The 24,906-nt window shown below is 42.3% G+C and carries 21 protein-coding genes; 17 read left to right on the top strand and 4 right to left on the bottom strand.

Features of this window, described 5'->3' with window-relative positions; all coding sequences use genetic code 11:
- Nucleotides 1-27 precede the first annotated feature (27 nt).
- Nucleotides 28-1,689: a sulfatase family protein gene (locus K1F36_RS02560; protein ID WP_220112414.1), complete on the bottom strand. Its 1,662-nt coding sequence runs from the start codon at nucleotides 1,687-1,689 to the stop codon at nucleotides 28-30.
- 284 nt (nucleotides 1,690-1,973) lie between these two features.
- Here K1F36_RS02560 and K1F36_RS02555 point away from each other — a divergent pair, with 284 nt between their 5' ends.
- The 5 genes from K1F36_RS02555 (at nucleotide 1,974) to K1F36_RS02535 (ending at nucleotide 10,078) form a co-directional block, all read left to right on the top strand.
- Nucleotides 1,974-3,428, top strand: a complete 1,455-nt coding sequence (locus K1F36_RS02555) for a TolC family protein (protein WP_220112413.1) — start codon at nucleotides 1,974-1,976, stop codon at nucleotides 3,426-3,428.
- Nucleotides 3,418-4,647: an efflux RND transporter periplasmic adaptor subunit gene (locus K1F36_RS02550; protein WP_220112412.1), complete on the top strand. Its 1,230-nt coding sequence runs from the start codon at nucleotides 3,418-3,420 to the stop codon at nucleotides 4,645-4,647. Before K1F36_RS02555 ends, K1F36_RS02550 begins: the two co-directional genes overlap by 11 nt.
- Nucleotides 4,637-7,780, top strand: a complete 3,144-nt coding sequence (locus tag K1F36_RS02545) for an efflux RND transporter permease subunit (RefSeq protein ID WP_220112411.1) — start codon at nucleotides 4,637-4,639, stop codon at nucleotides 7,778-7,780. Before K1F36_RS02550 ends, K1F36_RS02545 begins: the two co-directional genes overlap by 11 nt.
- A gap of 77 nt (nucleotides 7,781-7,857) precedes the next feature.
- Nucleotides 7,858-8,700: an ATP cone domain-containing protein gene (locus K1F36_RS02540; RefSeq protein ID WP_220112410.1), complete on the top strand. Its 843-nt coding sequence runs from the start codon at nucleotides 7,858-7,860 to the stop codon at nucleotides 8,698-8,700.
- A gap of 7 nt (nucleotides 8,701-8,707) precedes the next feature.
- Nucleotides 8,708-10,078, top strand: coding sequence for an MBL fold metallo-hydrolase RNA specificity domain-containing protein (locus tag K1F36_RS02535; protein ID WP_220112409.1), 1,371 nt, complete (start codon nucleotides 8,708-8,710; stop codon nucleotides 10,076-10,078).
- A gap of 7 nt (nucleotides 10,079-10,085) precedes the next feature.
- On the opposite strand, the gene upp is transcribed toward K1F36_RS02535, so the two are convergent.
- Nucleotides 10,086-10,739 carry a uracil phosphoribosyltransferase gene (gene upp / locus K1F36_RS02530; protein ID WP_220112408.1) on the bottom strand — a complete coding sequence of 218 codons (654 nt, stop codon included), beginning with the start codon at nucleotides 10,737-10,739 and terminating at the stop codon, nucleotides 10,086-10,088.
- A gap of 177 nt (nucleotides 10,740-10,916) precedes the next feature.
- Here upp and K1F36_RS02525 point away from each other — a divergent pair, with 177 nt between their 5' ends.
- The 3 genes from K1F36_RS02525 (at nucleotide 10,917) to K1F36_RS02515 (ending at nucleotide 13,057) form a co-directional block, all read left to right on the top strand.
- Nucleotides 10,917-11,831, top strand: a complete 915-nt coding sequence (locus K1F36_RS02525; protein ID WP_220112407.1) for a DnaJ C-terminal domain-containing protein — start codon at nucleotides 10,917-10,919, stop codon at nucleotides 11,829-11,831.
- Between the two features lie 5 nt (nucleotides 11,832-11,836).
- Nucleotides 11,837-12,127: a chaperone modulator CbpM gene (locus K1F36_RS02520; RefSeq protein ID WP_220112406.1), complete on the top strand. Its 291-nt coding sequence runs from the start codon at nucleotides 11,837-11,839 to the stop codon at nucleotides 12,125-12,127.
- Between the two features lie 108 nt (nucleotides 12,128-12,235).
- On the top strand, nucleotides 12,236-13,057 hold the full coding sequence (locus K1F36_RS02515) for a universal stress protein (RefSeq protein WP_220112405.1): 822 nt from the start codon (nucleotides 12,236-12,238) through the stop codon (nucleotides 13,055-13,057).
- Here K1F36_RS02515 and K1F36_RS02510 read toward each other — a convergent pair whose 3' ends face one another.
- A complete protein-coding gene (locus K1F36_RS02510; protein ID WP_220112404.1) occupies nucleotides 13,058-13,465 on the bottom strand; it encodes a hypothetical protein in 408 nt (135 codons plus the stop codon).
- Nucleotides 13,466-13,549: 84 nt separating this feature from the next.
- On the opposite strand from K1F36_RS02510, the gene K1F36_RS02505 reads away from it, so the two are divergent.
- The 7 genes from K1F36_RS02505 (at nucleotide 13,550) to K1F36_RS02475 (ending at nucleotide 20,126) form a co-directional block, all read left to right on the top strand.
- A complete protein-coding gene (locus tag K1F36_RS02505) occupies nucleotides 13,550-15,079 on the top strand; it encodes a sensor histidine kinase (RefSeq protein WP_313790059.1) in 1,530 nt (509 codons plus the stop codon).
- Nucleotides 15,057-16,103 carry a response regulator gene (locus tag K1F36_RS02500; RefSeq protein WP_220112403.1) on the top strand — a complete coding sequence of 349 codons (1,047 nt, stop codon included), beginning with the start codon at nucleotides 15,057-15,059 and terminating at the stop codon, nucleotides 16,101-16,103. Before K1F36_RS02505 ends, K1F36_RS02500 begins: the two co-directional genes overlap by 23 nt.
- Before the next feature lie 89 nt (nucleotides 16,104-16,192).
- Nucleotides 16,193-17,026 (top strand): universal stress protein, encoded by an 834-nt coding sequence (locus K1F36_RS02495; RefSeq protein ID WP_220112402.1) that lies wholly within the window; start codon nucleotides 16,193-16,195, stop codon nucleotides 17,024-17,026.
- A gap of 112 nt (nucleotides 17,027-17,138) precedes the next feature.
- Complete coding sequence (locus K1F36_RS02490) at nucleotides 17,139-17,981, top strand: universal stress protein (protein ID WP_220112401.1); 843 nt, start codon at nucleotides 17,139-17,141, stop codon at nucleotides 17,979-17,981.
- A gap of 137 nt (nucleotides 17,982-18,118) precedes the next feature.
- A complete protein-coding gene (locus K1F36_RS02485; protein WP_220112400.1) occupies nucleotides 18,119-18,547 on the top strand; it encodes a hypothetical protein in 429 nt (142 codons plus the stop codon).
- Between the two features lie 109 nt (nucleotides 18,548-18,656).
- Nucleotides 18,657-19,100: a hypothetical protein gene (locus tag K1F36_RS02480; protein ID WP_220112399.1), complete on the top strand. Its 444-nt coding sequence runs from the start codon at nucleotides 18,657-18,659 to the stop codon at nucleotides 19,098-19,100.
- An 18-nt stretch (nucleotides 19,101-19,118) separates the two neighbouring features.
- On the top strand, nucleotides 19,119-20,126 hold the full coding sequence (locus K1F36_RS02475; RefSeq protein ID WP_220112398.1) for a 2-hydroxyacid dehydrogenase: 1,008 nt from the start codon (nucleotides 19,119-19,121) through the stop codon (nucleotides 20,124-20,126).
- On the opposite strand, the gene cls is transcribed toward K1F36_RS02475, so the two are convergent.
- Nucleotides 20,121-21,527 (bottom strand): cardiolipin synthase, encoded by a 1,407-nt coding sequence (cls, locus tag K1F36_RS02470; protein ID WP_220112397.1) that lies wholly within the window; start codon nucleotides 21,525-21,527, stop codon nucleotides 20,121-20,123. The genes K1F36_RS02475 and cls overlap by 6 nt on opposite strands.
- A gap of 372 nt (nucleotides 21,528-21,899) precedes the next feature.
- Here cls and K1F36_RS02465 point away from each other — a divergent pair, with 372 nt between their 5' ends.
- A complete protein-coding gene (locus tag K1F36_RS02465; protein ID WP_220112396.1) occupies nucleotides 21,900-23,540 on the top strand; it encodes a TldD/PmbA family protein in 1,641 nt (546 codons plus the stop codon).
- Between the two features lie 27 nt (nucleotides 23,541-23,567).
- Entirely contained in the window at nucleotides 23,568-24,884 is a 1,317-nt protein-coding gene (locus K1F36_RS02460) for a TldD/PmbA family protein (protein WP_220112395.1), read from the top strand.
- Nucleotides 24,885-24,906: the final 22 nt, after the last annotated feature.

Genomic DNA, 24,906 nt, shown 5'->3' with positions numbered 1-24,906 from the left:
ATAACGTAGTCAAGAATTGATGTGATATTATTTGTCCCTACTTTTCAGGTATTCTTGAAATAATCTTTCCCTTTCTTCAGGCTCTATTTTCCAATACTCTATCAAAGGATTGTCCTTTACCTTTTCGTGATATTCCTCGATGAATTTTTGGTTCAATGAATCGTTGTCCTTGTACTTGGCCCTGAGTTGCTCAAGATCTTGGTGTAATTTTTCCTGAACGTCTGCATATTGTGGGTCATCATAAATGTTGTTCATTTCGTTCGGGTCGTTCTTTAGGTCGTACAACTCCCATTTGTCAAGGTCATAGTAAAAATGAATCAGTTTATAACGGTCTGTGGTTATGCCGTAGTGCCTTCTAACATCATGTTCTGATGGATGCTCATAATAATGGTAATAGTGCTCGTTCCTCCAATCCTCTGGGGTCTCTCCTTCAAGGATGGGAACCAAACTTTTTCCTTGCATATCCCCAGGAATATCGGTTTGCGCAATGTCCAGAAAGGTCTCGGCAAAGTCTATGTTGGACACCAGGTCCGTATTTACGCTGCCCGGTTTTATTTTGCCGGGCCACTTTACCAAAAGAGGGGTTCGTAGGGACTCCTTGTACATCCATCGCTTATCGAACCAACCGTGTTCGCCCAAATAGAAACCTTGGTCGGAGGTATAGATAACAATGGTGTTTTCATCGAGACCGGCCTTTTTCAAATAATCCAGCACATGCCCTACACCTTTGTCGACCCCGGCCACACTGGCCAAGTAATCCCTCATATAGCGTTGGTACTTGAAACGGGTCAATGCATCGCCGGTAGGTTTTTCCCTATTGTACTTTTCATTGATGGGACCGTAAATGGAATCCCACAGTTGTTGCTGCTCCTCGGTAAACCCGTTATGGGGCTGGTCTGTGATTTTTAGGTCCGGTCCCATTTTCATGGATTCGGAGATTGACATGTAGTTCATGCCGGCAACCTCACGGCCCCCGGAATAATCATCGAACAATGTTTCGGGCTCGGGAATTTCAACATTCTCGTACATTCCCAGTTCATTGGGACCGGGCTGCCATGGTCTATGGGGCGACTTATGTCCCAAAAATAACATGAAGGGCTGTTCTTCCGATTTTACGGAGTCCATCCATTTAATGGCCTTTTCAGTGATGATTTCCGTGGTGTAGCCCTCCAGTTCGTATTGCCCCTGTTCATTTATAAAGGTAGGATTGTAATAGGATCCCTGACCGGGCAAAATATCTATATAGTCAAACCCTTTGGAAGGGGTATCTCCCAAATGCAATTTCCCCAGAACCCCGGTTTTATATCCCGCCTGTTGCAACAGCTCACCAAAGGTCTGCTGGTCAAAATTGAACTTGGACCCGATGGTATTGTCGATAAAACCGTTTAAATGACTGTACTTTCCTGTAAGGATAGCTGCCCTGGAAGGCCCGCAGATGGAGTTGGTGACCAAACAGCGCTCAAAGAGCATTCCTTCTTCTGCAATCCTATCAATGTTCGGGGTAGGGGCCACTTCAGCCAGCCTGCCACCATACGCGCTAATGGCCTGGTAGGCATGGTCGTCGCTTATGATGAAAACAATATTTGGTCGTTTCTGCTCGTCTTTTTCTTGCTCCGCAGTTTTCTCGTTGTTCTCCTTGCAAGAAATAAACATGAAAAGTCCAACTAAGGTGTAAAATAAGTATTTCATGATAATAAAGTTGTTCAGTTTTTTAAGGCGGTATAATATACCAACTTATTTGGAATATTAACTCTGACCCAATCAACTTCTAACTCATATTTTGTTATGTATTGTTCATTAGCGGCCATCACCTCGATAAAATTTTCTTTATGGTACAAACGGCTTGTTAGTATAAACTTGACGTTGAGAGGTGTGGTAGCGTAGTTGGAACGGTTTTATTTTTTAAATCCATTGAAATTCACGAGATTATATAGGTAGAGTTTTTATAAAACTACATCCATCAAATCAAGGTAATGGTAAAAAACAACATGGTACGGGTGAATCCCAAAATTGGCCGTTGGCGAAACCTTTGGATTTTTGTCTGTATTCTTTTCGTAGGGACACTTTATTTTAATTGTTCTCCCAAATATTCGAATCTATCACCTCCAATAGAAGAATTTCAGGAATTTAGTACAAGTGGCGATACATTGGTATCCGGCAAATGGTGGGAGGTTTTTAACGATGAGAAGTTGAATACCTTGATAGATACCGCGATGCAGTCCAACTTAAATTTAGCAGCTAGGTGGCAGCAGTTTATAGCTTCCAGAGCTTCGGTGAGGTCGCAAACTTCTAACAGATGGCCCACACTCGAAGCATCCGCCCAAACAGCAAGAACACTTCCCGAACCTGATTTTGTAGGTGGTGAGAATACACAATTGGGATTTTTTTCCAGCTACGAAGTGGATTTATGGGGACGTATTGGAACAGCAATAAATGCAGAAAGGTTTCGGTCAGAAGCCAGTTATTTTGACTACGAAGCACTTTCCCTCTCCCTTTCCGCAGAAATAGCCACCACCTGGTATCAATTACAGGCAGCAAAAAAGCAATTAAAGATTACGGAGGATCAAATCAAGACCAACGAAGCCATCATCAAGTTGATTCGTTCCCGCTTCGTGGGAGGCCAGATCAGGGCAGTGGATATTTTACGGCAAGCACAACTATTGGAAAGCACCAAGGAGCAGAAGATTATTTTCGAGACCAATGTTGAGTTGTTGAAGAACCAATTGTCTGTTCTTTTGGGTAAGCAACCACAAATTCAGCTTTCACTGGAAGGGTCTTCGCTCCCAAACATACCTCAACTGCCAGATGCCGGTCTACCATTGGATCTGGTAAGGCGAAGACCCGATGTAAAACAATCCTTTGCACTCTTATTGGCAGCTGATAGGGATATGGCCTCTGCGGTACAAAGTAAATATCCCAGACTCTCGTTGAGTGGTCGAGGACAGTTGCGTTCCAACAATTTTGATAACCTTTTTGATAATTGGGCCTATTCCTTGGCAGGAAACCTTTTGGCCCCGATTTTTTATGGCGGAAGGCTCAGTGCCGAAGCAGACAGGGCAACTGCCATCAAAAAGCAACGCCTCTATGAATACGGTCAGGCCACATTGATTGCATTTAGGGAGGTTGAAGATGCCATGGTGCAAGATATAAAACAAACGGAGCGATTGGAGAATATTGGTAGGCAATTGGAATTGGCCGAAAAGAGCAACAAACAGTTACGTGTAGAGTTTCTGAATGGATTCATTCCATATTTGGACGTGCTGTTGGGCTTAGATCAGGAACAACAGCTCCGAAGGGATTTTGTATCAGCGCAATTACAGCATATACAGATCCGGATAGCTTTATACAGAGCATTGGCAGGAGGATTTGATACCGGTAGAACTATAGAAAATCAAAAAAGTAAAGTAGACGAATTATATGAGCAATAAAAAAGTAATCTGGATTTGTTTAGCCATATTGATTGGGGGAATCTTAGTGACTACTCTCATTTTTTTTACCGAGCCCGAAGCACAAAGTGAGGGAGCCACCATTGAAACCGCAATTTTGGTTGATGTGGTAACAACGGAAAAGGGAACATATGCACCCACCATAGTGGCCACTGGAACAGTGCAGCCAGTAGAAGACGTTATTCTCAGCCCTTTGGTACCGGGACAGATTGTTCGCAGGGACCCGGCCTTTACCCCAGGAGGTTTTGTACAAAAGGGCGAGGTCTTGTTGCAAATAGACCCTTCGGATTATCGCAATACATTGGAATTGCGAAAAAGCGAGTTGCTGCAATCAGAGACCGCTTTGGCCACAGAAATGGGCCGTCAGCAGATTGCCGAACAAGACCTTGAACTCATCAATAACGATTCGTTGTTCGGGGATAACCCATTGTCCGATAACGAGACCCAATTGGTACTTCGCCAACCACAATTGAATGCCGTTAAAGCCAACATTGAAGCGGCAAGGGCCTCTATGAACCAAGCTCAGTTAAACTTGGATAGGACTACCATCCGTGCACCTTTCGATGCACATATCCTGAGTCAAAATGTAACGGTGGGATCTCAAGTTTCTCAGGGCGATGACCTTGGCAGAATCGTTGGAACCGATAACTATTGGGTATTGGCAACGGTCCCCGTTTCAAGATTACAATGGTTGAAATTTCCAGAATCAGAAGAAAAAAAGGGTTCAATGGTGCGTATTGAAAACCCAACAGCTTGGCCGTCAGGCATGTATCGAGAAGGATATTTGGACAGACAGATAGGCGCATTGGACAACCAGACACGATTGGCAAGGGTCTTGGTACGTGTAGATGACCCTTTGGCCACAAGCGACCAACTGCAAGGAGCTCCAAAATTGATGATCGGGACCTTCGTGGAAGTGAACATCCAGGCCGATTCCATTTCAAATGTGGTTCGAATGGACCGTGATTTGGTCAGAAATAATCAAACGGCATGGGTAATGAAGGACAATCTGTTGGAAATCCGTGAATTGGATATAATCTTGACCGACAACCAATATGCTTACATCAAATCAGGTCTGGAAGATGGAGATAAAGTCGTATCGACAAATCTAAGTACTGTAACCAATGGGGTGGAACTCCGGACGCGTTCAGAAGAAACTCCTGTTAATAAAGATGACGAAAACCGGGAAGATGAAGGATAAGGATACAAACAAGAATGTGAGGAAAGAAGGAGCCATAGGTTACATGGCCCGAAACTCAATCGCCACAAATCTATTGATGCTGATACTTTTGGGTGGTGGTGTTTTTACCATGTATACTATCCAAAAAGAAGTTTTTCCAGAGTTTCAATTGGATTTTGTAGATGTTTCCGTGGCCTATCCGGGAGCTTCGCCAGCAGAGGTGGAACAAGGCGTCCTTCAACCCGTGGAAGAAGCCGTACGAAGTGTTCAGGGCATAAAGGAAATCGTTTCACAGGCAGATGAGGGGTCGGGCCAAATCAGTATAGAACTTATTGCAGGTTCCGAACGAATGAAAGCCTTTCAGGACATTGATCAGGCCATCAACAGAATTCGAACTTTCCCTGATGATATAGAACGGCCAGAGGTGAGCCTACGTTCCAGACAACGTGATGTGCTCCAAATCGGTCTTTATGGAAAGGCGGACATTTGGACACTTCGGATACTAGCCGAACGTTTGAGGACCATTTTGTTGAGCAATCCGGCCATTACCCAAGTGGAGCTCAACAACGTGCCCGATTATGAGACCCGTATCGAAATAAACCGGAACAATCTTCAAAAATATAACTTGACCCTTGGCCAAGTGGCGGACATAATAAGACAGAGCAGTAACGATGTTCCCGCAGGAGCAGTACAAACACAGAGTGGTGAGATATTGCTGAGAATGAAGGAACGTAAACAATGGGCGGATGAATACGGAAGCATTACCATCGTATCTACACCTGCTGGGGCCAAGGTAAGCTTGAGCGATATTGCTACCATTACCGATGATTTTGAAGAAACCGGATTTCACGGGCAGTTTAATCAACAAAATTACGTAGAGCTCCAAATTTTTAGGATAGGTGACCAATCGCCTATGGAAATTGAGGATGTAGCTTTGGGAATACTGGAAGACTTCCAATTGCCACCAGGTGTGAATTATCGTACCGATAGTAATAGGGCTTCCGATTACCGGGAACGGTTGTCCTTGCTTACGGAGAATGGGGTTCTGGCCATTATCATCGTATTGTTGATTCTCACCTTGTTCTTGGAATACAGATTGGCCTTTTGGGTGATGATGGGTATGACGGTTTCCTTTATCGGAGGAATGATATTTCTTCCACTCATAGGCATAAGTGTCAATATGATATCCATGTTCGGGTTTTTGGTGGTACTTGGTATTGTGGTTGATGATGCCATTGTAGTGGGAGAGAACGTTTATGAATACAGGAAAAAAGGGTTGAGCCCCATAAAAGCGGCTATTGCAGGGACCAAAGATGTGTCGTTGCCTGTGGTTTTTAGTATTACCACCACCATTATCGCTTTTGTACCACTGCTTTTTATGCCAGGGGAAACAGGTAAGTTTTGGCAACCCCTTCCGGCGGTGGTCATTGTAATATTGGCGGTTTCATTGTTGGAGGCTTTGTTTATTCTACCATCACATTTGGCTCACTTAAAAAAAGACCCGAGCAAAAACAAATGGGTACACAAACTGGAAAACTGGCAGGGCGCTTTTGCCAATAAGTTCAACGAGTTGGTCGACAAATGGTATCGCCCGTTGTTGGATAAATGCCTTCGTCATCGATACATTACACTCTCAAGTGCCATTGCACTTTTATTGATAGTTGGAGGATATGGTTACAGTGGTCATATGGGAATGATCATGATGCCGGAAGTAGCGGCGGATGAAATAGAGGCAGGTGTCCGCTTGCCAGTAGGAACAACTCCGGACCAAGCTGCCAAGGTAGCCCACGATATCTCCGATGCTACCCAAAGAATGTTCGAAGAACATAATTTATACGAGGTTGCCGAAGGAATCAAGACCAATGTGCGTGGACAAAATTTTATTGATGTGGAAATCGTAATGTTGCCGCCGGACCAGAGGGATATTACCGCCGGGGAGGTAATTGCTCTTTGGCGTGATAATATTGGGGACATAGAAGGTGTTGATCAAATTACCTTTGAAGCCGAAAGAGGTCCCGGAGGTGCCCGACAGGCAATCAGTATAGATTTGAGCCATACCGATATCAATGTGCTAGAAAAGGCCAGTACGGCATTTGTTGAAAGAATGGAGATGTTTTCCAATACACGGGACGTCACAGACAATTACAATAAAGGAAAATTACAGTACGATTTTAAGCTCCTGCCACAAGGTAGAAATTTGGGGCTAACCTCAAATGAAGTGGGAAGACAGGTAAGGAACGGGTTTTTTGGTGCATTGGCCATGAGACAGCTCCGAGGCATGGATGAAATTGAAGTAAGGGTAAAACTTCCCATGGAAGAACGTAAGGATATCAAAAACCTCGAAAATTTCCTGATTCGGACACAAGATGGAGTGGAGGTACCCTTAATGGATGTGGTCGAGGTTCAACAACGAGAGGCATTTACCAGTATCAACCGTAGGGACGGCCGCAGGGTCGTCAATGTCGGCATGGATGTGGAACCAGCTAATGCTGTCAACAGGGTAATTGCAAAAGTTCAAGAGGAAACATTGCCCCAACTGAGGGCGGATTTCCCTGGGATTACATGGACTTTTGAGGGAAGTCAGGCAGATATGCGGGAAAGTACAAGTACTCTTCGGGCCGGTTTTGCCATAGCCATGCTTTTAATTTATGCATTACTTGCCATAGCTTTTGGCAGTTATGTACAACCTTTGATTGTGATGACGGCCATTCCCTTCGGGATCGTAGGAGCTGTTATTGGACATATTTTATTGGGTTACGACCTTTCTTTGGTCAGTTTGATGGGAGTCATTGCATTGTCTGGTGTAGTTGTAAATGATTCCTTGATCATGATTGATTATGCAAACAAGCGTAGGAAAGAAGGCGACCCTATTTACAAGTCCATTCACGAAGCCGGGCTGAGAAGATTCCGACCTATAATTTTAACTACCATGACCACTTTTGGTGGTTTGGCGCCCATTATTTTGGAAACCTCAAGTCAGGCATTTTATCTGATACCCATGGCCATTTCACTTGGATTCGGTATTGTGTTTGCCACGGCAATCATATTGGTTATAGTGCCATGTCTATACCTGATTCTTGAAGATGCGCGGTTGTCCATTCAAAAAGGAAGAACGGTCAAGGAAGTGGACGTGTCGGAGAGTGCCATTTCTTGATGTTGATTTAGCTCTTTTCAGAAATCATTTCCGCGCTAAATGTGATTAATGATCAAAACCTTGCGTATTTTAGTGGTATGGGCGCAGAACATTTTCATATTACCAAATCATCAGGGGAGAAAGTGGATTTTTCCATGGAAAAGCTGAAAAACTCATTGCAGTTCAGCGGAGCTTCCGATGAAATGGTTGAAGAGATTCTGAGTCGTGTTCAAGATGAACTCTATCAAGGCATCACCACGAAAGAAATTTATAATAGAGCCTTTGCCCTTCTAAAGAAGAAGGCATCTGTCTACGCATCCAAGTATAAACTAAAAAAGGCCATTTATGAACTTGGGCCCACTGGATTTCCATTCGAGAAATTCATTAGTGGCATTTTGCATTATTCTGGTTTTGATACCAAAACAGGAGAAGTTTTACAAGGCACCTGCGTTTCTCACGAAATTGATGTACTTGCTACAAAAAATGAAACCTTGAATGTTATAGAATGTAAGTTTCACAGTGAAGATGGTCTTAAATGTAATGTAAAGGTCCCATTGTACATCAATTCCAGGTACATCGATGTAAAGCGGCCATTGGAATCAACAAGGAACAGCACCTATAAAACCATTCAGGGTTGGGTGGTCACTAACACTAGGTTTTCGCAAGATGCACTGGAATATGGAAAGTGTGCTGGCTTATACCTATTGAGCTGGGATTACCCTCAAGGTGATGGACTCAAAGAACGAATTGACAGGTTACGGTTGTATCCCATTACAGTGTCCACCTTGCTTTCAAATCGGGAAAAACAATTTTTGTTGGAGAGAGATATAGTCCTTTGCAGGCAATTGATAAAAAGTAGTTTTCTACTCGATCATTTAGGGGTGTCAAATGGCCGCAAGCAACGAATTCTAAAAGAGATGAAATCACTTTGCAATTTGTGACCATAGCATGAAAAAGCTTCAAATCCATTTTTTAGGCGCCTCTGAAACCGTAACCGGTTCAAAATTCTATCTGTATTCGGATGAGGTCAAAATCTTGGTGGATTGTGGACTGTTCCAAGGGGTAAAGGCCTTACGTGCCTTGAATTGGGAGAAATTGCCAGTTGATGCCTCTAAAATTGATTATGTATTGCTTACCCATGGGCATTTGGACCATTGTGGATATTTACCGCTTTTAGTTCGCCAAGGGTTTAGGGGAAAGATACTGGGTACCGGCCCGACCTTGGAAATTGCTCGTATTATTTTAGGGGACAGCGCCAAAATCCAGGAAGAAGAGGCCGCCAGGGCCAATAAAGAGGATTACAGTAAACACAGTCCCGCACTGCCCTTGTACACCAAAAAGGATGCTGCCTTTGCCCTAAAGTTCTTTGAGCAGGTAGAAGAAGCAGAAGAAATTATCCTTTCTGACCATTGTTCTGCAACTTTTTTATATAACGGTCATATACTAGGCTCCACTTATATTGAAATCAATCTGTATGGAAAACGGTTGGTGTTCTCCGGGGATGTAGGTAGGCAGCATGATAAACTTCTCGACTCGCCGAAGCGACCCGAATGGGCCGATTATCTTTTTGTGGAAAGCACATACGGCGACCGCTTGCACCCAAAAGAGGATGTAGAGGATATTTTGATCGGTTTGATCAAAGAGACCCTACATAAAAAGGGTACGCTTATCATTCCTTCGTTTGCCGTGGAACGCCTTCAATCCCTTATGTATCAATTATGGGAACTTTACCGGAAGAACAAGATTCCCAATATTCCCATCTTCGTGGACAGCCCTATGGGAAACAATGTGCTAGAAGTATTCCAGAATTTTCCGAATTGGCACAAATTGACCCCAACGGAATATTCAAATATGAACGGTCACATCAATCTGGTGAGCTCCTATGCGGAGACATGGGAAACGATTGACGACCCAAGGGCCAAAATTGTGATTGCTGGCAGTGGCATGGTAACAGGGGGGCGTGTACTGACCTACATAAAGCAATTGGCGGAAAAGGAATCTACCACCATTTTATTGGTAGGTTTCCAAGCGGAGGAGACGCGCGGAAGAAAATTATTGGAGGGAGCCACAGAACTTAAAGTCTACGGGAAACATGTTCCTATCAAGGCCAAGGTCCATCATTTGGAGAGTCTTTCTGCTCATGCGGACCAATCGGAACTATTGACTTGGATGGGTGCTGTTAAAAACATTCCGGAAAAGGTGTTTTTGGTACATGGGGAACTTTCTTCAATGGAAGCTTATAGGGACAAAATTCATGAAAAATACGGGTGGCATTGCCATATTCCAAAAATTTACGAGGTCTTCGAGGTGATTCTTTAAGGTTAGATCACAGTTTGCCTCCATAGCTCAAATCACCGGCATCGCCCAAACCTGGAACAATATAACCCTTGCTGGTGAGTCCTTCGTCAACGGCAGCGATCCACAACTGGGTGTTTTGGGGAAATGTTTCTGCCACTTTTGCCACGCCGGTTTTGGAACCGATTACGGATATAATATGAATCTGTTTTGGCGAACCATGGCCTTTTAGGGCCTTAAGTACATTTTCCAAAGTTTTACCCGTGGCCAGCATGGGGTCCGTTAACACCAAAATTTTATCATCAAGCGAAGGTGCTGCAAAATAGTTTACAATGACTTCAAATGCATCATCGTTATTAGGGTGGTTACGGTATGCCGAAATAAAGGCATTTTCGGCCCCGTCAAAATATCCCAAAATTCCGTGGTGCAAGGGCAAACCGGCCCTGAGCACAGAGCAAAGCACCAACTTATCCGAACATAGAAACGATTTTTTGGCGCCCAAAGGAGTTGTGACTTCTTTTGGATCATAATCCAATGTTTTGCTCATTTCGTAAGCGAGAACCTCTCCAATGCGTTCAATGTTACGGCGAAACCGCATGGCATCTTTTTGGATATTGACATCCCTTATTTCAGCAATAAAACTGTTCAAAATGGAATTGGTCTGGTCGAATTGATGGATGATCATGTATTTGGATTTATCAACTTAAAGGTACTTCTTGCAGCTTAGATACGAAAATCAAAAACTTTTGAAGGCAAAGTGGGATGTTCTGACATAGGTCATTGTGAAGAAAGAAGATTTTAGCGAAATTTGACAAGGTAGTTTACGGTTCAACCAAACTCAGATTTCTAGCTAGATTGACTTATGGATTTTATCGATTATTATAAAGTATTGGGGGTGGACAATAAAGCATCCACCGATGAGATTAAAAAGGCTTATCGGAAGTTGGCAAGGAAATATCATCCTGATCTTAATCCCAACGATCTGGAGGCGGAGAAGAACTTTAAGCGCGTGAACGAAGCTAATGAAGTATTATCCGATTCCTCCAAAAGAAAAAAATATGATGAGTATGGTAAGGATTGGCAACATGCAGAAGAGTTTGAAAAAGCAAAGCAATCACGTTCACAGCATGCACGTCAAAATACTGGTTCGGGGTATACGTACAGTCGCTCTGGAGGTTCTGCCCAGGATTTTTCGGACTTTTTTGAGTCGATGTTCGGCGGCGGAAGTGCCGGGTTTGGTTCCGGTGGCCAAAGGGTACGGTTTAGGGGACAGGATTACAACGCTGAATTAAAATTGTACCTAAAGGATGTCTACACAACCCAAAAACAAACGCTAACGGTGAACGGAAAAAATATCCGCTTGACCATTCCCGCAGGTGTAGAAGATGGTCAGACCATTAAAATCAAGGGGCATGGTGGTCCTGGTATCGAAGGCGGCCCGGCAGGAGATCTCTACATTACCTTTTCCATCGTTAACAATACAACTTTTAAACGCGACGGGGAAAATCTGTACAAAACCATTGAAATCCCTTTGATCAAAGCTGTTTTGGGCGGAGAGATACAGGTGGAGACGCTGACAGGAAGAGTGAAATTAAAAGTAGCTCCCGGGACCGATAACGGAACACAGGTGAAACTCAAGGGGAAAGGGTTCCCGAAATATAAAAAGGAGGGACAGTTTGGCGACCTGTACCTAACTTATATGGTACAAATGCCCAAGAACCTGACCCCGGAACAAAAGTCGTTGTTTGAATCCCTGGAAAAAACCAACTTAGCATAGTGCAAATGAAGGAAGAACAGTATATATCGGTAAAAACATTTTGTGAACACCATGGAGTTGGTGAATCTTTTGTTCGTTCCATGTACGAATATGAGATTCTACATATAGATTTTGAACAAGGAGACGGAAAGCTACATTTGGAGGATTTGCCACTTTTGGAAAAAATGGTCCGCCTGCACAACGAACTCGATATAAACCCTGAAGGAATTCAGGCCATTTATCACTTGTTAGGTCAAGTGGAAAGCCTACAACAAGAGGTTGCAGCTTTAAAAAGAAGACTCAATACATTGAAATGAGCATGTTTTTTTTTGACATGACAGACGTCATAGGAAAAGAATAGTTTAGAGATTACTTTTAAGGATAAGTTGGTTTGGGAAACATTCCAACCCCTAAAATTCGATGTCATGAAAAAAATATTGGTACCTGTCGATTTCTCAAAACATTCCGAATACGCCCTTGAAGCAGCATCAAAAATTGCGAAACAACATAGGGCCGAAATTGTTTTGCTCCACATGATCGGAATGTCCGATTCCGTTTTGGCCAATTCCGATGTAAGCGAAGAGGCAGAAGCCAAGTATTTCTTGAAATTGGCAAAGGAGAAAATCAATGAATTTACCAAGAAGAAGTATCTCAACGGTATTCCTGTGGACGGTGTTATCCAAAATTATAAGGACTTTGAAGAAGTAAATCAGGTGGCCCTTGAGCAAAACTGTGATATGATCGTAATGGGGTCGCATGGAACCAGTGGATTGAAGGAATTATTTGTTGGGTCCAACACGGAAAAAGTGGTGCGTTCCTCTGAACTTCCCGTTATCGTGATCAAGGCAAGCTCCAGTGGATTTGATGTTAAACGAATGGTGATGGCCTGTGACTTGGAGAAGGAAGCCATTCCGGTATATCGCAAAGCCGAGGCATTTGCCCAATTGAACAACGCTTCCTTGGAAGTGGTATATGTGCATAGTGCCGGCGCCAATTTTATGGGCAGGGATGATGTGGTCAAACGAATGGAAAACTTTAAAAAAGAATTGGGCAAGGAAATCGATATCCATTTTTATGACGATAATTCCGTGGAGCGGGGCATACTGCGTTATTGTTTTGAAAGAAGCGCCGACCTATTGGTAATTCCAACCCATGGCCGCAAAGGATTGGACCACTTTGTTGTTGGAAGCTTGGCCGAGAATGTTTCCAATCACGCCAAGATACCGGTAATGACCATCAAAATTTAATTATTCTTCGAAGAGTAACTGGAGACGACCCAATAAGATAAGTTCCGATTTATTGCTTCCATAAAATGCAGCGGCTATCGCTCTTGAAGTGGACATGGCCAAATGTTTGATTTTTGGGGTGAACAGAATTTCCTGCTCCATATAGAATGCTTCAAACTCCTCGTAAATCTCTTCACTGTCTTTTTGATATTCCAATAACCAATCAAAAACAGAAATAATTTGAAAAGCAGAATCAGTTCCATATTCATCTTCAATATCATCAACCTCGAGCCAATGGTCGCGGACCACTTCGTTCAGTTTTTCCATTTCCTTCATATGGACACTATGGTCTGCCATGGCCACAGCATAAAAGAGTTTTCCTAGGTTTTGGTATAATTCGTTCACTTGTTTTTTTCCAGATTCCAACATTTTCTTAATTTTTAACTCAAGATTAAATATACTGATCCAATTGACATAAATGCATGATCAAAATCAGTAATTTTAGGAATTGTTTTGAAAAAATTTGAAGAAAGTAACATATTGGGTATGTTTTCGGAGGTTATCTCCGAGGGCATAGTCATTGTCAATGCCCAACAGCAAATTACTGCGAGCAATAAAGCGGCCAATAAAATGTTCGATTATAGGGAGGGAGAGCTTATCGGCAAACCTTTGAACATTTTAATTCCACAACGTGCAAAGCACAAACATGGCAAACTGGCCGATAAATTTATGGGCGAGGGCAAGGCCAGACAAATGGGAAAAGGCTTGGACCTGGTTGGAATCCGCAAAGGAGGGGAAGAGTTTCCATTGGAAATAAGTCTTAACCCGTTCAAGATTCAAGAAAAACAATACGTTTTGGCCCTGATCATGGATATCACTGAAAAAAAGAAGGCCGAACAGACCATAGATTATTGGTTCCAGATTTTTGATGAGTCACTGAACGAAATCTATGTGTTCGATGCGGAATCTTTTATTTTTATCAATGTGAACCGTGGTGCCCAAATGAATTTGGGGTACAATATGCAGGATTTGGGAAAGATGTCCGTAACGGATATTAAACCAGAGGTCACCAAGGAAATGTTGGAACGTTTGATATCGCCACTGCTCTCGGGACGAAAGGAAAAGGTGATTTTTGAAACCATCCATAAAAGAAAGGACGGTTCCCTATATCCGGTTGAGGTACACCTTCAACTCTCCTTTATTGGGAAAAGAAGGGTATGTGTAGCGATTGTTCTGGACATTACCGAGAGGAAAAATTACACACAGCAACTGGAAAATACCGTAGAGGAAAGAACCCAACAATTAAGGGAGGCGCTACAGGCCGAGAAAAAGCTCAACGAGCTCAAGACCAAATTCCTTTCCTTGGTATCCCATGAGTTTAAAACCCCGCTTTCCAGTATTTTGACCTCAACATCCCTTTTGAAAAAATATACCACATCGGAACAGCAGGATAAGCGGGACAAACACATTACCACCATTAAGTCCAAGGTAAAGTATCTGGATAATATACTTACGGATTTCCTTTCCATAGAGCGTTTGGACCTCGGTAAGGTGAATTATTCCATGACCTCTTTTCCGCTGAGCAAGTTGATAAATGAGGTAGTGTACGACGCCAATATGCTCTTAAAAGAGGGCCAGCGTATACATTATCCAAGGGATATCGATGGGATTGTGGTAGAATTTGATGAAAAAATCATGGGATTGGCACTCTCCAATTTAGTTCACAATGCCATAAAATATTCTCCTGAGCATTCGGATATTGAATTGAAGGTGTCCCAAGAAAATGACCAACTGAAAATTGATATTGTGGATAATGGGTTTGGTATACCGCCCGAGGATCAGCCATTTATTTTTGACAGATATTTTAGGGCCACCAATGTGCTGACAGTTCAAGGGACGGGAATAGGACTCAATATTGTGCGCCAACATATGAACAACCTAAACGCAAATGTAACTTTTAAGAGTGAAATGGGGACAGGCTCAACGTTCACTCTATTCATACCAATAAATAACAAGGAAAATGAAAAAAATATTACTGGTTGAAGATGACACCTCGCTACGCGAAAATGTAGCAGAATTGTTGGAATTGTCCGGTTTTAATGTGTGTTCGGCATCAAATGGAAGAATAGCTGTGGATATGGCAAAAAAGGAACTTCCCGATTTGGTGCTTTGCGATATTATGATGCCCGAACTGGACGGATATGGGGTCTTGGAAGAATTATCATCAGACAAAAGCACACGCCATATCCCGTTTATTTTTGTTTCTGCCAAAACCGAAAAACAGGATGTGAGAAGGGGCATGAACCTTGGTGCCGATGATTATTTGACAAAACCATTTGAAGAAGAGGAACTTTTGTCTGCCATTGAGTGCCGCTTAGAGAAGGCAAAACAAATGGATACCTTGCTCAAAGAACGACCAGAACAAGTAAGGGAGGATGAGATACGTACCTTGAACGAACTGAAAAACTTCTTTGATGATCATGGAGAACAGCTCTCCTTTAAAAAAGACGAGGTCATCTATAACAGCGGAGACCATTCAAACATGGTATTCCTTATCCTAAAAGGCGTCGTCAAAAGTTGTAGTCTGGATGAAGAAGGAAAGGAATTGATTACCTCCATATACGCCGAGGACGATTTTCTGGGGTTTACTTCATTGACCGACCATTTGCCATATCAGGAATATGCCATTGCCATCGATGATGTGGAACTTGCGGGTATATCCAAAGAAAAAGTCAAGGCCATTTTAGAGGACAATAAAAGCATTTCTCTGGAATTGATGGATGTTATTGCGGGCAACCTCACAGAAATAAAAAAGCAGTTGTTGCAAATGGCATACAGTTCGGTGAGAAAAAAAACGGCGCAAACGCTTTTGCTGTTTTCCAAAGCAATAAACAGGGATAAGCAACAGGCCTTAAAAATTACGCGAAGCGACTTGGCAGGCGTTGCCGGCATTGCAACGGAGAGTTTAATACGAACGTTGTCGGATTTTAAACAAGAAGGACTTATTGCCATCGAAAATAGAAACATTTTGGTACTCGACAAAGAGGCTCTGGAGCAGGTACATTAATTAAATCAATGCCATAAATAGTGTAAGTGATATTTATCATTCCTTATTTTTTTGTGAATGATAAACTTGTGCCCACAATTTATGACATAATGAAGAATATTCTGGTACCGACCGACTTTTCCCAGAACTCCATCAGGGCACTCAAGTATGCACAGATGCTGTTCAGCTCTTTGGAATGCAACTTTTATTTGCTCCATGTTGGTACGCTCCTAGATACTAAAAACGATGCCGGTCTTTACCCGAAAACCGATAAGGTCACCGAAAGCACCAAAAAGGAATTGGCCGATCTGGTCAAGGAAACTAGGGCGCACAGTTTGGAGGCCAATCATTTCTTTTTCCCTTTGCACGAATATGGGTTTTTTATTTCCACCATCAAAAAGCATCTACAGGAAAACAATATCGACCTTATTGTGATGGGGACCAAGGGAGCATCGGGAATCAAGGAAAAGGTAGTGGGAACCCATACTGGAGATGTTATCACCAAGGTTCAATGCAATACCCTAGTGGTTCCCGAGGATGTTGAATTGTCCAAACCCAGGGAAATTGCCTTTCCCACAGACTTGAACATTTTCTATTCTTTAAAAATCCTTCGACCCATGATGGAAATGGTGAGGCTGGGCAAGTCGCAATTTCGTATTTTGCATGCAATACAGGAGGGCGACCACCTGACCGAGGAACAAAAGAACAATAAAGAATATCTTTTGGACTTTGTAAAGGAAACTCTCCAAGAGGGTCATAGCTTTCACACCATTACCAACAAAAAAGTGAAGTCTGCCATTCAATGTTTTGTGGAAAGCCGGGAAATTGATATGATGTTCATGGTGGCCAAGAATATCAATTTTATACAGCAGGTTTTGTTCGATTCCATCGTGGAACAAATCAGTTTTCATACAAAAATACCCTTCTATGTGATACACGAATAAGGTTTGGAAGATTATCCTTCCGATTTTTTGAAACCATGTGATGCAAATCATACCATGACTGGGAAAGCTTGTGTAACTTTGATATAATTAGGGTTTTAAAATAGTCTGAGTAATGATCAAAGTAGTATTGCCCACCGATTTTTCTAAAAATGCGTTCCATGCCATTGCTTATGCCTTAAAGTTATTGCAAGATCATACCTGCAGGTTTTATTTGGTGCATACCTACACACCGCCCATTTACCGAGTTGATTATACACTGGGCAGCCCTGGACAGTTGGGATTACCGGATGTTCAAAGAAATAGTGCAGAGGAAGCTCTGGAAGATACCATAAAAACAATCAAGCCCCTGTCCAATCCCGCCAAGCATACTTTTGTGTCCCATGCCGCTTTTAACACACTGGCAGAAGAGATGGATTCCATTTCCCATAAGGAAGGTATCGATTTTATTGTGATGGGAACACAAGGAGCCACAGGTGCTATGGAAATTCTCTTTGGCTCCAATACGGTTCAGGTAATCCAAAAATCTGCAGTACCTGTTTTGGTCATTCCAAACGATTTTGAGTATGAACCACCAAGAAACATCTTGTTCCCTACCGATTATGAAGTGGATTACCAAAAAGCCCACCTGGATTTTCTGCTCAAATTCTCCAAGCTAGAGCATTCCAAGCTACATATATTGCACATTTCCTCACCAGAAGGACTTGATGAAGGACAAGTAAACCAAAAAGTACGATTGGAAGGAAAACTGTTGGAACATAACCATGAATTCTACGACCTGCCCGACCAAGAACTGATACCGGCCATCAATGCCTTTCAGGAAGAACACCCAGTTGAATTGCTGGTCATGGTAAAGAACAAACATTCATTTTTGGAGCGTCTTTTTTTGGATCCCGTCATCAAAAAAATAGGTCTGTACAGTAAAGTGCCTTTTATGGTACTCCCATACACTACTTGAGTAAAATAGTCTCCATCAAGTGATATAAATCATTGCAGAGAAGTATGAATCCATGTATTTTCTAGCAAAACCGATATACTGGTTAGGGGAGAAGAACACCCATGTTAAAAGGAATTATAATTAAAAAAGATGATGGTATGAAACAAGTAGGAATATGGATGGATAAGCAAGAAGCCAAAGGAGTGGTCCTTAACAATGACAAGGAAAGTTTTTTTAATATTTCCTCGGAACTTGACTTTTTTAACCCCAAAGGAGGTGCGCGTTCCAAAACAAAATGGGGTCCACAGGATGTGGTACAGGACAGAAAATATCTTGAAAGGGAGAAACACCAATTAAAAAAATACTTTGAAGAGATAGCCGAGCAAGTTTCAGATGCCGACGAAATAGTCATTTTTGGCCCTGCCGAAACACCGGATAAGTTTTTGGACGCCCTAAAAACAAGGCATTCCCGTGTAGCCGAAAAAGTAAAGAAGAAAGAGACTGCGGACAGTATGACCGAGAACCAGATAAAGGCATTGGTAAAAGAATCCTTTGGGAAGAGCGGTCGAAAGCAAGAATCCAGATAATTATCGCTTGATATGATTTAAATCATTATACATCAAATGATTGTGGTCTATTTTTGATTGACCTTGAATTAGGCGATACATGACATGTAACTATGTACAAATTACCGTTATGGAAACAAAATCAAACAAAAGGAGGCTTAAAGAATGGTTCAGTGCAGAGGAGTTGCACGAGGAATCAAAAAAGTGGTTTTCTGAATTGAAATTTGCCAGAGATGAGCAAAAATTTCTGAATACCATGGTGAAGGATTATACATTGGACATTATAGATTCGGACATGTTCAAAAGTGTACAGCCCTTGGTGCAATCCTTGAACCAATCCGAAAAGGATTTGGTGGACTTGTTCAAAAGGGTGCAATTGCATGAAAATCAGCTCCAGATCATGGTAGATGATATCAATCAAGAAAAAATGGAAGCAGCCTATCTGGATACCCACAACGATTTGTCCATGGATGTGTCCGATTACTTTATGAAGTACAGGCATACCAAGAACCTCATGTTCGATATCATATCAAAAGTGATCAAGCACAGAAAACAAAAAAGATTGTTGAATTAAATTGAATGAAGAACACGTATGAAAGTATTGGTTTTCAGTGCCAAGGATTTTGAGATAAAAAACTTGGAGAAATTGAACGCGGGTAAGCACAAAATGGTGTTTGTGCCCGAGGCCTTGGATTCCACAACGGCGGTAATGGCCGCAGGTTACGATGCCGTTTGTATTTTCTCGAACGATGATGCAAGTCTGGTAGTACTGGAAATACTGCACGACCTTGGCGTCAAGTACATTACGCTACGATCAACGGGCTATAACAACATAGGTGTGAAATCTGCCAAACGTATAGGGCTAAAAGTAGCCTATGCGCCGGAATATTCCCCCCACGCCATTGCTGAACATACCATAGCCTTGACATTGGCACTGAATCGGAAGTTGATTCAGGCAAATGCCCAAGTAAAACAATACGATTTTACATTGGACAATTTAATGGGGTTCGACCTCAACGGAAAAACAGTCGGTATTTTTGGAACGGGTAGAATCGGCTCTATTTTAGTGAAAATATTCCATGCCTTTGGATGCAAAGTTGTGGCACATGACCTGCATCGTAATCCTTATCTGGAAAACCATTATGATTTGGAATACCTTCCTTTGGAGAAATTGTGCAGACTGTCAGACATTATCACCATCAATGTACCGTTGAACTACGAAACCCACCATATACTACATGAACCCATGTTCTTGGCCATGAAGGAAGGAGCGCTGTTGATCAATACGGCGCGCGGTGGCATTGTAAAAACAGAAGACCTTGTTGAGGTGCTGAAAGGAGGACACCTTGGAGGGTACGCCACCGATGTATACGAGCATGAAAGAGGTGTTTTCTATAAGAATAACAGAAAAACGGGCATTACCGATGACCTCCTAAAGCAACTAATAGAAATGCCCAACGTGATTCTAACCCCACACCAAGCATTTGCCACCAAAGAGGCCTTGTTGAGGATTGCCGAGACCACAATGTATAATTTGGACTGTTGGGAAGAAGGGAAAATCTGTAAAAATGAACTGGGTTTTGAAACGGTGACCTTATAGTAGCGGACTCAATAATTTGGCAAAGCCCTGAATCAATTTTTGAATCCAAGGCCTTTCCTTGTATTTGTTGTAATCGTTCAAAATCAAAGATTTTTCACAATCCTTTAAAAAATCTGATTTCATTCTTTTGCATAAGTCACTGTCATAAACAAACACTTGTGCTTCATAATTTTGCTGCAGACTCCTATTGTCCAAGTTTGCCGTTCCTATGCTGGCAATCTCATCGTCGCACAACATCACCTTACTGTGCAAAAAGCCATCTGCATATAAATATATTTTAATGCCCGCTTTTAAGTATGACTCAAAATAGGCCCTAACGCACCAGTCTACCAATTTGATATCGGTGGTGGTCGACATTAAAATCCTCACATCTACACCACTCAAAGCTGCCGTCATGAGTGCCTGCAATATGGCATGGTTAGGAATTATGTACGGATTTACGATGTAGAGGTATTTTTGAGAGCTATTGATAATAGAAAAATAGACCTGTTCCATTACATCAAAATCGTCGTCCGGGCCACTGGGTACAATTTGTAGTGAAGTTTTACGCTTATGGATCGCATGGATTTTAAAATTGGAAGCATCCACTTTTTTGCCACTGGCCAAAAACCAGTCCGTGATAAATAATCGGTTCAAAAAGTCAACGGCCTCACCTTCTATTTTTAAATGGGTATCGTGCCATTTTCCCAATGCTTGGTCACCCTTAAGATACTTGTCCGAAATATTGATGCCTCCCGTAAACCCTATTTTATTGTCGATCACGATTATTTTCCTATGGTTCCGATAGTTTAATGAAGCCAGAAACCTTCCAAACTTAAAGGGAAGGAATTGTGCTGTTTCAACACCGATATCCTTGAGTTTTTTGAGGTATTTTTTACTAAGTGAATAACTGCCGATACCATCGTAGAGTAATCTTATGGTAACGTTATTGGCCACCTTCCTTTCAAAAACATCTAGAAGTTTATCGGCCAGTTCGCCATCTTCAAAAATGTAATATTGTAAGTGAATGTGCTCTTTTGCCCCTTCGATGGCTTCAAAGATGCTTTCAAAGGTGATTTTTCCATCCTTCAACAACTCTAGATCGTTATGGCAAGTTATGCCGCAATGGGTTGTCTTGTTGATCAAATGGGTTATTTTGAGCTTATCGTCAGAGATTTGGGGATCACAATTTGCGTTTTCCAATGGTTTAATGGGATTAAACTGATTTTTCAAGGAAAACATCTTGGACCTTCTCCTATTTCTGCCGAACAGAATATAGAGCAGGACACCTGCTACGGGGATGGTAAAGATGGCCAACAGCCAAGCCAAGGTCTTGCTGGGTCTCACTCCATTTAATAATAAGCTTACGACCATGGTCAGTGCAACCAGAATGTAGAGTGCAATGAGGATAGGTATGAGCATGTGGTCCATATAATCCACGTTTGTTTCAAAGATAAGATTATCGAAACATTCTAATCAATTTGGAATGTGCTGTAACAAAATATGGAAAATCAATACAGATACAATGGTCAATGCCATTGTTAGATGAATCTTGTACCTAGCTTGTTCATTTGGTTGTATAGTCATGAATAAACAATGTCAGATTTTAAGGTATTCGTAATAATGGTTAGTCGTTTGGGGCCTGTAGACTGTTGTTCAAGGATTTTAGGTTAAAATTAACATAAAGCTACGGGTACGCTGTTTAATTTTAAAACGCATGGACTTGACCCCATCATCTTATAAAAAATGTTCTTACCTATTAATAACTCAAAATAAATCAAATAACTAATCAAAATGAAAAGAAGAGATTTTGTACAGTACGCTGGTATGGGTGCAGGGGCTATGATGATGCCCTCGCTTCTTCTGGGAAATGACATCCCTGCGGAGGCATTGCTCGAACCAGGTATGGACACCGTCCTTAAAAAGAAAATGGCGGATGTCGCCCTGAATACGGCAAAGTCCATGGGGGCCACCTATGCAGATGCCAGAATTGGAAGATATCTGAACCAGTATGTTTTTACCCGTGAGGATAAAGTCCAAAATGTGGTGAATACTGAATCATTTGGTATTGGAATCCGTGTTATCGCCAATGGTACATGGGGTTTTTCATCCACCAATGATGTGACCGAGGATGGAATCAAAAAGGCTACACAACATGCGGTTTCCATTGCCAAGGCCAACTCAAAGATTCAAAAAGAACCCGTTGTTCTGGCACCGGTTCAAGGACATGGAGAGGTATCTTGGAAAACACCAATAAAAAAGGACTTTAAAGAAGTGCCTATCTCCGAAAAAGTAGATTTGCTTTTGAGTGCAAACGCTGCCGCTATGGAAAATGGCGCCAATTTTGTGAATTCCGCCCTTTTTATGGTGAACGAACAAAAGTATTTTGCCTCTACCGACGGTTCTTACATTGATCAGGACGTGCATCGAATTTGGCCGACCTTTAATGTTACCGCAATCGATCGTGCAGAAGGTAAGTTCAGAAGCCGTCAGGCCTTGAGTGCTCCAATGGGCATGGGCTACGAATATATGGACGGTCTGGAATCTGAAAAACTTCAAGGTCCGGAAGGTATCAAACTATACAATAGAAGCTACGATATTGTTGAAGATGCTACCATGGCCGCAAAACAGGCCAAGGAAAAGCTATCCGCAAAATCCGTAGAGGCCGGTAAATATGATTTGGTACTGGAACCCAACCATCTTGGATTAACTATCCACGAGTCTGTGGGGCACCCATTGGAATTGGACCGTGTATTGGGTTACGAGGCCAACTACGCAGGAACCAGTTTTGCCACATTGGACAAATGGGAGTCCAAGGACTTTAACTACGGTAGCGATATCGTGAACATTGTAGCCGATAAAACCCAAGAAGGTTCTTTAGGTGCCGTTGGTTATGATGATGAAGGCGTAAAAACCAAGAAATGGGATCTGATCAGAAACGGAACCTTGGTGAATTACCAAGCCATCCGAGATCAAGTTCATATGATCGACCAAAACGAATCGCACGGATGCTGCTATGCCCAAAGTTGGGAAGATGTGCAGTTCCAACGAATGCCAAACGTTTCATTGGAGCCTGGGAAGGAAAAATATTCCTTGCAGGATATGATCAAAGATGTGGAAAAAGGAATCTACATCTTGGGTCGAGGTTCTTACTCCATTGACCAACAACGTTACAACTTCCAATTTGGGGGAACCTTGTTTTATGAAATAAAGAATGGTGAGATTGTGGGCATGCTAGAGGATGTGGCCTATCAATCCAATACCCAAGAATTCTGGAATTCCTGTGCTAAAATATGTGATAAGGACGACTACAGATTGTTCGGTTCTTTCTTTGATGGCAAAGGACAGCCGTCCCAGGTAAGTGCCGTTTCACATGGTAGTTCCACATCAAGATTTAACGGAATCAACGTAATCAATACAGGTAGGACCATTTAAGGTTTATTCAAATTAAATAATAAGACAATGGCTATATATACTAAAGAAGAAGCAAAAAAGATTTTGGAGAAAGCCTTGAGTTTCTCCAAGGCCGATGCCTGCGAAATAAACCTAAGTGGAAGTAATAGCGGTAATATCCGATATGCTAGAAATACCGTGTCCACCGCAGGATATAGATCTACACAAAGTTTGGTGGTACAATCCAGCTTTGGTAAAAAAGTGGGAACCGCTACCATTGATGAGTTTGATGATGCATCACTGGAAAAGGTAGTTAAGAGAGCTGAAGAGTTGGCCCAGCTATCTCCTGAAAACCCAGAATTTATGCCGCCTTTGGGACCACAGACCTATGATGAGGCCATCACCTATAAAGAGTCAACCGCCAATGTTACACCAGAGTACAGGGCGGAAGTGGCCAGTAAAAGTATTGTGCCGGCAGCTGAGCAGGATGTTACTGCAGCAGGTTTCTTGGACGATTCGGCACAATTTTCAGCAATGATCAATTCCAATGGACTGTTTGCCTACAACCAGTCTACAGGTGTAGACTTTACGGTGACCATGCGTACCAACGATGGTACTGGTTCTGGTTGGGTGACAAGAGATTATAACGATATCGATAAGTTTGATGCTTCCGAAGCATCAAAAGTAGCGATAGACAAAGCAGTAATGTCCAGAGAAGCACGTGCCATTGAACCGGGAAAATATACAGTGATTTTGGAGCCAGCAGCATCGATTGGTCTGTTGCAAAACATGTTCCGTTCTTTCGATGCAAGATCTGCCGATGAAGGAAGAAGTTTTATGTCCGCTAAAGATGGAGGAACCAAACTCGGTCAAAAAATAGTGGATGAAAGAGTCAATATTTGGTCAGATCCTTTGAATCCCGATGTGCCCACGGCTACATGGAACGGCGCTGGACAACCACTTAAGAAAACCAGTTGGATTGAAAACGGTGTCGTGAAAAATTTGGCATATGACCGTTATTGGGCCGAACAAAAAGGTGTGGAACCCGTTCCATTCCCCAGTAACGCTATTATGGAAGGCGGCGACGAAAGCTTGGAAGATATGATCAAAGGAACCAAAAAAGGTATTTTGGTAACCCGTTTTTGGTACATCCGAAGTGTAGACCCACAAACCTTATTGTACACTGGTTTGACCAGGGACGGAACTTTTTATATTGAAAACGGTCAAATCAAGTTCCCTGTCAAGAACTTTAGGTTCAACGAAAGCCCCATCATTATGCTGAATAATTTGGAATCGCTAGGACAACAAGTTCGTGTTGAAGGTAACTTGATTCCCTATATGAAGATTCGTGACTTTACGTTCACCAGTCTTTCGGACGCGGTATAAACAATAAAATCAAAACAAACTG

Source organism: Flagellimonas abyssi, assembly GCF_019457905.1.
GTDB classification, from domain to species: Bacteria; Bacteroidota; Bacteroidia; order Flavobacteriales; family Flavobacteriaceae; genus Flagellimonas; species Flagellimonas abyssi.
Note: the sequence above shows the minus strand (reverse complement) of the source record. Positions and strands in the feature narration are given on the sequence as shown.

What these genes read in the sequence shown, in the direction of transcription:
- K1F36_RS02545 (WP_220112411.1), top strand. Translation starts at nt 4,637, where the DNA reads ATGAAGGATAAGGATACAAACAAGAATGTGAGGAAAGAAGGAGCCATA.
- upp (WP_220112408.1), bottom strand. Translation starts at nt 10,739, where the DNA reads ATGATCATCCATCAATTCGACCAGACCAATTCCATTTTGAACAGTTTT.
- K1F36_RS02525 (WP_220112407.1), top strand. Translation starts at nt 10,917, where the DNA reads ATGGATTTTATCGATTATTATAAAGTATTGGGGGTGGACAATAAAGCA.
- K1F36_RS02510 (WP_220112404.1), bottom strand. Translation starts at nt 13,465, where the DNA reads ATGTTGGAATCTGGAAAAAAACAAGTGAACGAATTATACCAAAACCTA.
- K1F36_RS02500 (WP_220112403.1), top strand. Translation starts at nt 15,057, where the DNA reads ATGAAAAAAATATTACTGGTTGAAGATGACACCTCGCTACGCGAAAAT.
- cls (WP_220112397.1), bottom strand. Translation starts at nt 21,527, where the DNA reads ATGCTCATACCTATCCTCATTGCACTCTACATTCTGGTTGCACTGACC.
- K1F36_RS02550 (WP_220112412.1), top strand. Translation starts at nt 3,418, where the DNA reads ATGAGCAATAAAAAAGTAATCTGGATTTGTTTAGCCATATTGATTGGG.
- K1F36_RS02460 (WP_220112395.1), top strand. Translation starts at nt 23,568, where the DNA reads ATGGCTATATATACTAAAGAAGAAGCAAAAAAGATTTTGGAGAAAGCC.
- K1F36_RS02540 (WP_220112410.1), top strand. Translation starts at nt 7,858, where the DNA reads ATGGGCGCAGAACATTTTCATATTACCAAATCATCAGGGGAGAAAGTG.
- K1F36_RS02515 (WP_220112405.1), top strand. Translation starts at nt 12,236, where the DNA reads ATGAAAAAAATATTGGTACCTGTCGATTTCTCAAAACATTCCGAATAC.
- K1F36_RS02520 (WP_220112406.1), top strand. Translation starts at nt 11,837, where the DNA reads ATGAAGGAAGAACAGTATATATCGGTAAAAACATTTTGTGAACACCAT.
- K1F36_RS02560 (WP_220112414.1), bottom strand. Translation starts at nt 1,689, where the DNA reads ATGAAATACTTATTTTACACCTTAGTTGGACTTTTCATGTTTATTTCT.
- K1F36_RS02485 (WP_220112400.1), top strand. Translation starts at nt 18,119, where the DNA reads ATGAAACAAGTAGGAATATGGATGGATAAGCAAGAAGCCAAAGGAGTG.
- K1F36_RS02480 (WP_220112399.1), top strand. Translation starts at nt 18,657, where the DNA reads ATGGAAACAAAATCAAACAAAAGGAGGCTTAAAGAATGGTTCAGTGCA.
- K1F36_RS02490 (WP_220112401.1), top strand. Translation starts at nt 17,139, where the DNA reads ATGATCAAAGTAGTATTGCCCACCGATTTTTCTAAAAATGCGTTCCAT.
- K1F36_RS02465 (WP_220112396.1), top strand. Translation starts at nt 21,900, where the DNA reads ATGAAAAGAAGAGATTTTGTACAGTACGCTGGTATGGGTGCAGGGGCT.
- K1F36_RS02535 (WP_220112409.1), top strand. Translation starts at nt 8,708, where the DNA reads ATGAAAAAGCTTCAAATCCATTTTTTAGGCGCCTCTGAAACCGTAACC.
- K1F36_RS02555 (WP_220112413.1), top strand. Translation starts at nt 1,974, where the DNA reads ATGGTAAAAAACAACATGGTACGGGTGAATCCCAAAATTGGCCGTTGG.
- K1F36_RS02475 (WP_220112398.1), top strand. Translation starts at nt 19,119, where the DNA reads ATGAAAGTATTGGTTTTCAGTGCCAAGGATTTTGAGATAAAAAACTTG.
- K1F36_RS02495 (WP_220112402.1), top strand. Translation starts at nt 16,193, where the DNA reads ATGAAGAATATTCTGGTACCGACCGACTTTTCCCAGAACTCCATCAGG.